The sequence below is a fragment of the Endozoicomonas sp. ALC013 genome, from assembly GCF_049310205.1.
Lineage (GTDB): Bacteria > Pseudomonadota > Gammaproteobacteria > Pseudomonadales > Endozoicomonadaceae > Endozoicomonas.
This window is the reverse complement of sequence record NZ_JBLYNS010000155.1, coordinates 1-10,658: the sequence shown is the minus strand read 5'-3', so window position 1 is coordinate 10,658 and position 10,658 is coordinate 1. Positions and strand designations below refer to the sequence as shown.

Genomic DNA, 10,658 nt, shown 5'->3' with positions numbered 1-10,658 from the left:
CATACGCCGGCATCGGGGGGGGGCGGTTTTAGATGGAGGAACGGTTGCCAACACCACGGCGGTGAACAGCCATGTCAAAACCACGGATAGTAATGCATACGCCGGCATCGGGGTGGGGGTGGTTTACCCTGGAGGAACGGTTGCCAACATCACGGCGGTGAACAGCCATGTCACAACCACGGGTAGTAATGAATACGCCGGCATCGAGGGTGGCTGGGTTATGGAAGAAATGGATACCAACACCAAGGCGGTGAACAGCTATGTCAATGGCAATAAAGAGAATTTTGGATCTATCTCCAATGATCAGCTTCTTTGCCAAAAAGCAGACCTACGTGTGTTAACAGCCAATTGCTCTCCGAAAACTGAATTTCTGGATGCGCTGGATTTTTCGAACAGTAATGCTTGCCCGGTAAATGCCGCTACAGTGTCAACTGCCGCTCAAGAGTCAACAGCTGGGACGGCGGCCGCCACAGTGTCAACAGGCGTTATAGCATCAACAGCCACTACAGCGTCAACAGCCGCTAAAGAGTCAACACCCACTACAGCATCAACAGCCGTTTCAGCATCAACAGCCGCTACGGTTGCAGCTACAGTGTCAACTGCCGCTAAAGAGTCAACAGCTGCGGTGGCAGCCGCCACAGTGTCAACAGACGCTACAGCATCAACACCCACTACAGCGTCAACAGCTGCGGCAGCAGCCGCCACAGCGTCAACAGCCGCTACAGCATCAACACCCATAAAGATTAATGATACAGAAACCCTGGGCAAGATTGGCCGACATCCCGCCTATCCACTGAACGGTACCTATCAACAGACGGCGGATATTGATGCCTCTCAATTCCATCAATCCATTGGTGATGAATGGGATCACTTCACCGGGCAGTACGATGGGAAGGATCATACCATCAGCGGCCTGTCTGGCTGTTTTGTTGACACTCTGGAAGGCAGCATCAGTAACCTTCGCTTTACCGGTGCCCGTATAAATTCCTATGAGCCGGCAGGTGTGGTGGCTTGTACTGTGAATGGCCAAGTCCGTAATATCCGGGCCGAAGATGTTCAAATTGCCACCTTGAGTAATTATGCAGACGTCGGCATCGGGGGGGGGATCGTTGGCGCTGGAGGAACGGTTGCCAACACCACGGCGGTGAACAGCAAAGTCCAATCCTTTGGTGGCAGTTCATACGCCGGCATCGGGGGTGGGTGGGTTAAAGATGGAGCAATGGTTGCCAACACCACGGCGGTGAACAGCACGGTCAAAACCAGGGGTTATGCTGCACACGCCGGCATCGGGGGAGGGGTGGTTAACGATGGAGCAACGGTTGCCAACACCACGGTAGTTAACAGCAGGGTCAAAACCTCGCATCACTATGCAAACGCTGGCATCGGGGGTGGGTGGGTTGGCACTGGAGGATCGGTTGCCAACACCACGGCGGTGGACAGCACGGTCGAAACCAAGCATAAACTTGCCTACGCCGGCATCGGAGGGGGGGTGGTTTTAGATGGAGGAACGGTTACCAACACCACGGCGATGGACAGCACGGTCAAAACCAGGGGTATAAATTCACACGCCGGCATCGGGGGTGGGTGGGTTGGCGCCGGGAAAAAGCTTGCCAGATCCTCGGGTGTCAATACTAACGACGACATCAGGAGGTGGGCTGGCGTTGGAGGAACGGTTACCGACACCACAGCGTTGAACAGCAGGGTCGAAACCTCGCGTATGAATGCACACGCCGGCATCGGGGGCGGGGTGGTTAACCATGGAGCAACGGTTGCCAACACCACGGCGGTGAACAGCACGGTCGTAACCTCGGAAGACCATGCCAAAGCTGCCATTGGGGGGGGAGTGGTTTACGATGGAGGAACGGTTGCCAACACCAAGGCGATGAACAGCACGGTGGAAACCTCGGGTAAACTTGCATACGTCGGCATCGGGGGGGGAGTGGTTTTAGATGGAGGAACGGTTGCCAACACCACGGCGGTGGACAGCACGGTCAAAACCTCGGGTAAATTTGCACACGCCGGCATCGGGGGGGGAGTGGTTTACGATGGAGGAACGGTTGCCAACACCACTGCGGTGGACAGCACGGTCGAAACCTCGGGTAACTATGCACACGCCGGCATCGGGGCGGGAGTGGTTTACGATGGAGGAACGGTTGCCAACACCACGGTGGTGAACAGCAGGTTCGAAAGCAAGGGTTGGGATGCACCCCACCGCGTCGGGCGGAGGAGTGTTGGTGATGGAGGAGGGGTTGCCGACACCCCTGCGTTGGACGGCAGTAATGCCGCTACAGCGTCAACAGCCGCTGCGATGGGAATTACCACAGGTTCCCTTCTGGCAGCGGGCGGATTGGGGATTGCCGGCTATTCAACCTATCAATGGATTACCGGTTACCAGGAGGGGTTGCGTGGTCAGGAGCTGGCGATGAAACCACTTACCCGTGGTAAAGAACTGGCAAGCGCTGCGGTCAACTCAGTATCACAGGGTATTCAGGGAATCAGAGAACGAATGAACAGGCAGAGTGTTCCTGCGCAGGAACCAGCCCATGAAATGAGTTCGGTACAGACTAACTGAGCTGGAGTAGCTGGTCAGATGGAATCGAATATTTCTGGCTTCTTGTGCTGGTACTGTGCGAGGCACAACGGAGGGAGCATAGCCGTAGCGACCGGAGTTGTAACGAAGGCGAGTGTCGGCACAAGGAGCCAGAAGTATATGATTTCAGGGGTTAGGAGTTGTCTGGCAATAACTTCCCTATTTTCATTGCCTGATCCCGTTCGGACTGAGCTTGTCGAAGTTCGGTGGCACGACCCTTCGACATGCTCAGGGTGAACGGTAATCGGGAACTTATTAAAAGACAATTCCTTAGCTACTTTTGCAGGAAAGCCACCATGAAGCCAACCTGAACACTTCACAGAACTCCCACGACTGTGTAAGAATATCTTGAAATATTTCTCCGGGACGGAGAAAGCTCAATTGCAACATTAATAAATGAACAGGCCATCGATTTGGAACTGGTTTCCTCGTTAGGGAAGACGACATTGTTGTTATTACTGCAACATTTACTCATACCCGGAAAAAATCCTAAGTGCCAGGTCAATTGTCAACCTGCCAGGGATCTTCGCCTGCTTTTTTTACTGTTATGGCTTTCGTTTTCCGGTTCATTAGTCGCCCAACCCATTTACCTCAGCGGTGACGATGCCATAACCAACCTGCCACTCGTGCCGGTTAATCCACCATCTGACATTTTTCAAAGCTCACTCCCAGACAGCCCCCTGAACTGGTATCGCCTGGATATTGAACTGTCGCCCTACTCCCCCCATGACTGGCTGATGGTGTTCCACCAGGTTCCCCATAAAAAGCTGGATGTTTTTATCCCGGTCAACAACGGGTATCAACTGACAAAAATGGGCATCGATGGTTCACCCTCAGGCATGGCACCCAACACCATGAAGCTGACACTCAAGCCCGGGGAAACCAAAACCTGGTATCTGCGTCATGATCCGGTAGCACTCAATCAGCTCAATCCTGAGTTATGGCCATCTCTGAACTACTATGAACTGCTGAGTGAGCAACAAACCGTCATCAGCTCGATTCAGACGCTGCTGATCGTCGCCTTGATTTTCATCTTTACCCTGACCCTCAGGAATCGAACCCCGGCCTTGTATCTACTGATCAGCCATCTGCTTGCTACCAACCTGATGATTCTGATGTGGGAAGGCGACATTTTTCGTGTTGTTTCATGGCCGGGGGAGCCGGGCCACTGGCTTATTCTGGTAACTGCGGTGGTGCTGGTCACCGGTATTGCCAGCTATCGAACCCTGGCACTGCTGCCGGTCTACACCCCCAAAACGAATCGATTGATTGGTGCACTGAACATCGTTGCCATGGCGCTCGTGGTTTATGGAATCACCTCTGCCAGCAATGCATCAGAGGCAACCCTGAAACTTGCCGCCTATTCACTTCTGGCCAGTTTTACCCTGGTGGTGCTGGCTACCGCTTACTGTCTCTATAATGGCATTCGTCCGGCAAAAGTGGCCTTTCCTTCAGCACTGACCATGCTCATTTTACTCTCATGGTTATGGTATCCCAACGCAGAATCAGGAAGCTTGACGCCCTACCCTGAACTTCTACTTCTCTGTGTTCATGCAGCCCTCCTGCCTCTGTTTTACTGGTACGGGCACCAGCAGAACCTGAACCACGCCATGTCGATTAATGCCATCGCCCCTGCCAGCAGCAAACGGCGTATCTTTGAGTCAGCACTGCGTGAGCACCTGCAAACCCCGGACTCACCACTTTCCGACAATGAGCTGATCCAGAAAGTATTGGCCACCTTCGACGACGTATTACCCGGCGTTCCTGCCATGGTGTTTCGCCACCAGCAGGATGAATGGCACTTCAACCCCGGGGAAACCACTGATTACTCAAAAGCCGCTGAAAATTTAGCCAGGCAGCTGCCAGACATCGAAGAGGACTTGCTCAGCGTCATCGCTTCGGGCATCGAAACAAAAATCAACTTTAAAGACCGGTTTGGCACCATCTACTGGCTATTCCCCCTGAATATAGATGCCGGTAATAAAGTACTTATGGTACTGGCACCCTCCAGATATCATCGAAATGCCACCACCTGGCAAACCGCCAGCGATATCAGCAACCATGCGTGTACCCTCTTTCAAGCAAATCGACAGTCACTCTTCTGGCAGCAGCAGGCCAACCTTGACCCAATGACCGGCTTGCTGAACCGGCGTGCCTTCTGCCAGGAAACAGAGAATATCATTCAGGCTACTCTTGATTCTGACCCCATCCGCCCCTGCTGTGCCCTGTTTATGGACATTGATAACTTTAAACAACTGAATGATCTGATGGGCCACAATGCCGGAGACCGGATACTTAAAACGACAGCTGTTATATGCCGCAAGTCTCTCCGGCATCAAGACTTACTGGGGCGTTACGGCGGAGAAGAGTTTGTGGCATTATTGCCCGATACAGAGCCCTGGCAGGCATTTCATGTGGCTGAACGAATGCGAAGAGCCATTGCCAGTGAACATGCAAAAAACAATCAATGGGAGAACATTCAGCCCACAACCGTGAGCATCGGTATTGCTGCCCTGTCCAAAGATGTGAACTCCCTGGACAGACTGCTTGAGGAGGCGGATACGGCAATGTACCAGGCAAAACAGACAGGTAAAAACCGGACATCAATCAGCGCAAGCCTGAACGATGTTCGTTTGCCAGCCACATAAGCCACTCAAAAAGAGAGAACAAGGTTACCACCTCAACGTATCCAAAAGCCCTGGTACATGGTTTCAATGAGTTTGACGGGTTGTCGTGCCTCCGCACTCCGTTCGCCCTGAGTGCTGAGCTTGACGAAGCATCGAAGGACCCATAGGGCCTAAAGGCGGAAACTCCGGGCTCTGATAGATCGTGCCAAGCACCCTTCGTCCGTGCATCCTGAGCGGAGCCGAAGGACGCTCAGGGTGAACGGAGATCGTACACGTCAAACTCATTGAAACCATGTACTAGTGTTGCTGTTTATTTGTCTGCCTGTAGCTTTTGCGAAGTGCTTCCGAGGCATAATAAGCGGGTGCGGCAACAAACGGCGATATTGCCTGCTTACCCGGTACCTCATTATTAAGTGTCTTGATAAAGCCAAGCTGGCTCAGCAGATTTTTCTCGTATTTTGCTCTTTCCCGGGCGGCTGTCATCATCAAGCCTGATTGTTCCCATTCGTCCGGCGGAAGTGAACGGCAATTAACCAATAACTCCTCCCCGACAGCGATATCTCTTAAGGCAAAATAGATTGGGAGGGTAAGATTACCAGAACGGGTATTCACTGAAACAAACGACATACTGACATTGTTATCTTTGGCCCTGTTGGCCGCATTCAGGAAATGCATCGGTGTATAACGCTCGTTATCCGGCAAAAAGACAACCGTGTTCGTAGAATCTGAAGAAAGCCCTGCCATTGTGTATTTCGAGAGCGTTCGCTGCGTTTGATCCCTACCTCTGAGACCTGCCATCAGGGTCCGGTAGTAACTCATGAAATCCGGCATTTCAGTGGTCACTTTCTGATGCACATGCTCAGGTTTCCAATTGTGGTTATGCCTGGCCCACTCCCTTTTGTTGAGCACATAGCCAATACCGGAATAGACCCCGAGCAACTCCCCCCCCTTAACGGGTGCGCGGGCAAATACCCCGTAATTATTTTCTGGCTCTGCACCCGATGCATCAGAGCAGCTAAAGCCATAATCAACAAAACGGTATTCAAATCGCGCCTGAAAGTCTTGCCGGGCCTCTTGCTCAGACATGATCAACTGGTTCACCAGGCGGGATTGCAAAGCTTGATGCAATTGAAAGTCCGGCAGCAACTGACTTCTGGCCAGGCGCGACATCCAAAAATAAGGCTGGTAAGTATGCCCGGGAGGAAGTTCTGAGTCTGAAATAGCCCGGCTCCCCAACGCTCTATTGGCCATGCCCGGCCTATTGCTGCCAGTGGCGAAGGCCTGGTGTGCTGAATGGCGTGAAGGTTTGTTCGGTAGCGACAGAAGCATTGTTTCTTTTATTTCCCGATTGAATATGCTGGTGTCTGGCAGTGCACGTATATCTTCTGCCAGCTGGTCCAGGGCTATGGCATCATCACTGTCATGCCCGGCGCGGTTGGCAGGGGTAGAGACATCTTCTGATGTTGCCACTCTCGAAGCTACAGATGAAGCTACAGATGCGGTGGTGGAATCGTCAGTTAATGGAGTTATCTTTGATTCAAATATATTTCCGGAAGAAATTGCTGCATCGCTGTCAGAACCTGGGTGGCTGAGACTCGGCTCATCACTCTGGGCAGCTACAACATCACGGGCAAAGGCCACTACCTGACCTTGCCCGCCACTGCTGGATCCACATTGCTCATTACCCGGATCAGGGGGACGACTTCCAGCCATTTTTGCCGGTAACAGGGCATTGGTTTCCATAAGCTCCCAACTTTACATTTGCCACAACACTCTGAAAATCTCTGACCAAGTGCATGCCCAAAAGTTCAACTCACGGCAAAGCCAAACCACTTATTAAAGCAACGAATGCCCTTCCCTGACCTCTGATCCATTTAAACAAACACAGTCCAATGTTTTTTCAGGAACAGGCACCTGCCACTATCGTAGATTTACATACAGGGATTTACGGTTGAGGCTGATTAGAATACCTGGCAAATTGATCTTTACAATGCCAAAAAGACCATCACCCGCCTGAGCCTGAAAGGTATGGCATAATTGGTGATCCAAAGCGGCCAGCACAGGACAATAAGTCAAACAGTATGCGGCATACCGAAATATACCTATTTTCTTACATAAGATACTATCTCTCGCTGATTACTTATTGCCCAGACCCGCTATAAAAGGCTCAATGACTTCACCGACCGTGTCTTTTCATACAAGGCCGCCGGATCCGGAACGCCCTCCGATTCCTGTTACCCTGTTGGGAGCCGCTGGCTGAAGCCACATTTACGTTCTATGATGCAGGTAGCTGGGCGTTACTCCAATTTTATCTATGGAGGAGTCGTATGATTCTTGAAGAAGTCATAGATCTCTCGCGCTTTCAATTTGCCATTACTGCGCTATATCATTTTTTGTTTGTGCCACTGACTATTGGCATGACCTTTATCCTTGCCATTATGGAATCCGTCTATGTGATGACGGGTAAACAGATCTACAAGGATATGACCAGATTCTGGGGCAAACTCTTTGGTATCAACTTTGCCGTAGGTGTCGCCACCGGCCTGACCATGGAGTTCCAGTTTGGTACTAACTGGTCCTACTATTCCCACTATGTTGGCGATATTTTCGGCGCACCACTGGCCATTGAAGCCCTGATGGCCTTCTTTCTGGAATCCACTTTCGTAGGCATGTTCTTCTTCGGTTGGGATCGCCTGAGTAAAGTGCAGCACCTGGCCTGTACCTGGTTGATGGCCATCGGCACCAACCTGTCGGCACTCTGGATTCTGATTGCCAACGCCTGGATGCAGAACCCGGTGGGTGCCGAGTTCAACTTTGAAACCATGCGCATGGAGATGACCAGCTTTGCCGACCTGGTATTCAACCCGGTGGCCCAGGTCAAGTTTATCCATACGGTAGCGGCGGGTTATACCACTGGCGCTATTTTTGTCCTGTCCATTTCTGCCTACTACCTGCTGAACCATCGTGATATCGGCTTTGCCCGCCGCTCTTTCGCCGTGGCTTCAGGATTTGGTCTGGCGGCTATTCTGTCCGTTATTCTCCTGGGTGACGAATCCGGCTATGAGCTGGGCGATGTTCAGGAAGTAAAGCTGGCCGCCATTGAAGCAGAATGGGACACCCACCCGGCACCGGCCAGCTTCACCGTGATCGGTATTCCTGACCAGGAAACCATGCAGACCGATTACGCCATCAGAATCCCGTACCTGATGGGCATTATTGCCACCCGCTCACTGGATGAAGAAGTCACAGGCATCAAAGACCTGATTGAAAACAAGATAGTCCGTATCCAGAGCGGCATGGAGGCCTATGACCTGCTGCAAAAACTGAAAAGCGGCCAGGATACACCGGAAAACCGGGCAGCCTTCCTGGAAGTGGTGGATGACCTCGGCTACGGCCTGTTGCTGACCCGCTATACCGACAACATTCCTGCGGCCACCGATGCCATGATCCGTCAAGCGGCAGAAGATGCTATCCCAACCGTATGGCCTCTGTTCTTTGCCTTCCGCATCATGGTTGGCTGTGGCGTCCTGATGCTGCTTCTCCTGGTGACGGCATTTGTCAAAACCGCCCTTCGCAATGAATACAAAAGTCGCTTCTTCCTGAAACTCTGCCTCTGGTCGCTGCCCCTTCCCTGGATTGCCAGTGAAATGGGCTGGTTTGTGGCTGAATTCGGCCGTCAGCCATGGTCGATCTCCGGCATTCTGCCCACCTATCTGTCGGCATCCACCCGGACAGTCACCGACCTCTACCTGAGCATCGCCGGCTTCACGCTGTTCTACGGTATCTTTGCCGTCATTGAAGTCTGGCTGCTGTTGAAGTACGCCAGACTGGGTCCAAGCAGCCTGCACACCGGCCGTTACCACTTCGAACAACAGCAGGCCCTGACCGATGCTGTGGTTTCTGACAGTCCCCTCCACGGAAAAGCATAAGGAGCGATGACGATGGATTATGAAATTCTCCGATTTATCTGGTGGGTACTGATCGGCGTCCTGTTTATCGGTTTTGCCATTATGGACGGCTACGATCTTGGCACAGCCAACCTTCTGCCATTCATGAGCAAAAACGACACTGAACGTCGTATCATGATCAATGCCGTTGCGCCCCACTGGGACGGCAACCAGGTTTGGCTCATCACGGCCGGTGGTGCGCTATTTGCCGCCTGGCCAACCGTCTATGCGACTGCTTTCTCCGGCTTTTACTGGGCAATGGTTCTGGTGCTATTTGCCCTGTTGATTCGCCCGATGGCTTTCGACTACCGCTCAAAACTGCCTGACCCACGCTGGCGCAACGCCTGGGACTGGGGACTGTTTGTCAGCGGTATTGTCCCATCCCTGGTATTTGGTGTTGCCTTTGGCAACATCTTTGTCGGCTTTGGCTTTGCGCTGGACGACTTTATGCGTTCCAGCTTCTCTGGCTCATTCTTCGACCTGCTCAACCCATTCTCACTGTTGTGCGGTGTGGTCAGTGCCGCCATGCTGACCATGCAGGGCGCTGTCTGGCAGAAAATGCGTTCTGGCGAACCCATCCGTCACCGTGCAGCAACGGTCGCCCGCTACTCTGCCCTGCTGACCATGGTGGCATTTGCCGCGGCAGGTTTCTGGGTTGCCCATATCAACGGTTACCAGGTCACCAGTATTCTGGATACCAATGCGCCATCCAACCCGCTGGAAAAAACCGTCACGCTTGCTCAAGGTGCCTGGCTGAATAACTACAGCCAATACCCCATCATGATCATTGCCCCGGTACTTGGCTTCCTGGGTACCCTCGGCGTCATGATCTTCTCCGGCACCAGACAGGATGGGCTTAACTTTACCTGCTCATCCCTGGCACAGGCCGGCATTATCATGACCGCAGGTTTCAGTCTGTTCCCGTTTGTACTGACCTCAAGTACCGACCCATCCTTCAGCCTGACCCTCTGGGACGCAACCTCCAGCTTTATGACCCTGGCCATCATGACCGGCGTTGCCGTGGTGTTTGTTCCCATCATCCTTGGCTACACCATCTGGTGTTTCTACAAACTCTGGGGTCGCATGACCGCCGAGCGCATTGAAAAAGAAAGTCATTCACTTTACTAAAGAGGCAGCCGAACAATGTGGTATTTTGCATGGATCCTGGGTGTACTGCTGGCTTGCGCCTTTGGGATTATTAATGTGATGTGGTACGAATTTCATTCGGACAATTTTGATAATGAAGTCAATGAGTTAGACTGATTGAAATTTTTTTAGGTTGCAATTTGATTGTAACCTGAGCCTCAAAAACGGTACCAAACCGTACCTTTGCTGCGTTTTGTGGTGAATGGTATTCGGGGAAAATGGTACCGTTTTTTTGTATCTATCTGGTACACCTTGGTTTTCCCACAACCATCGAATAAACTCCCGCCTCAACCACTGCATAAGAAGTGCTTTCAAACCATGAAAACCCGCGATCTGCTCAAACTTCCA

At 52.2% G+C, this 10,658-nt stretch carries 7 protein-coding genes; 5 read left to right on the top strand and 2 right to left on the bottom strand.

Annotation, left to right across the window (positions count from 1 at the left end; translation table 11 throughout):
- Both ACO6V1_RS20185 and ACO6V1_RS20180 read left to right on the top strand, forming a co-directional pair.
- Window positions 1-2,572 (top strand): hypothetical protein (locus ACO6V1_RS20185; RefSeq protein ID WP_422468229.1); only part of this gene is annotated, 2,572 nt, incomplete at its 5' end.
- 431 nt (window positions 2,573-3,003) lie between these two features.
- Window positions 3,004-5,238 carry a diguanylate cyclase gene (locus ACO6V1_RS20180; protein WP_422468227.1) on the top strand — a complete coding sequence of 745 codons (2,235 nt, stop codon included), beginning with the start codon at window positions 3,004-3,006 and terminating at the stop codon, window positions 5,236-5,238.
- A 276-nt stretch (window positions 5,239-5,514) separates the two neighbouring features.
- On the opposite strand, the gene ACO6V1_RS20175 is transcribed toward ACO6V1_RS20180, so the two are convergent.
- Window positions 5,515-6,960 (bottom strand): SET domain-containing protein-lysine N-methyltransferase, encoded by a 1,446-nt coding sequence (locus ACO6V1_RS20175; protein ID WP_422468225.1) that lies wholly within the window; start codon window positions 6,958-6,960, stop codon window positions 5,515-5,517.
- Between the two features lie 584 nt (window positions 6,961-7,544).
- On the opposite strand from ACO6V1_RS20175, the gene ACO6V1_RS20170 reads away from it, so the two are divergent.
- Genes ACO6V1_RS20170 through cydX form a run of 3 tightly spaced genes read left to right on the top strand, consistent with a single transcriptional unit; the run spans window position 7,545 to window position 10,427 of the window.
- Window positions 7,545-9,146: a cytochrome ubiquinol oxidase subunit I gene (locus ACO6V1_RS20170; RefSeq protein WP_422468223.1), complete on the top strand. Its 1,602-nt coding sequence runs from the start codon at window positions 7,545-7,547 to the stop codon at window positions 9,144-9,146.
- 12 nt (window positions 9,147-9,158) lie between these two features.
- Window positions 9,159-10,292 (top strand): cytochrome d ubiquinol oxidase subunit II, encoded by a 1,134-nt coding sequence (gene cydB, locus ACO6V1_RS20165; protein WP_101748097.1) that lies wholly within the window; start codon window positions 9,159-9,161, stop codon window positions 10,290-10,292.
- A gap of 15 nt (window positions 10,293-10,307) precedes the next feature.
- Window positions 10,308-10,427: a cytochrome bd-I oxidase subunit CydX gene (cydX, locus tag ACO6V1_RS20160; protein ID WP_422445412.1), complete on the top strand. Its 120-nt coding sequence runs from the start codon at window positions 10,308-10,310 to the stop codon at window positions 10,425-10,427.
- On the opposite strand, the gene ACO6V1_RS20155 is transcribed toward cydX, so the two are convergent.
- Window positions 10,419-10,658: hypothetical protein (locus tag ACO6V1_RS20155; protein WP_422468221.1), on the bottom strand; the 240-nt coding region annotated here is incomplete at its 5' end. The genes cydX and ACO6V1_RS20155 overlap by 9 nt on opposite strands.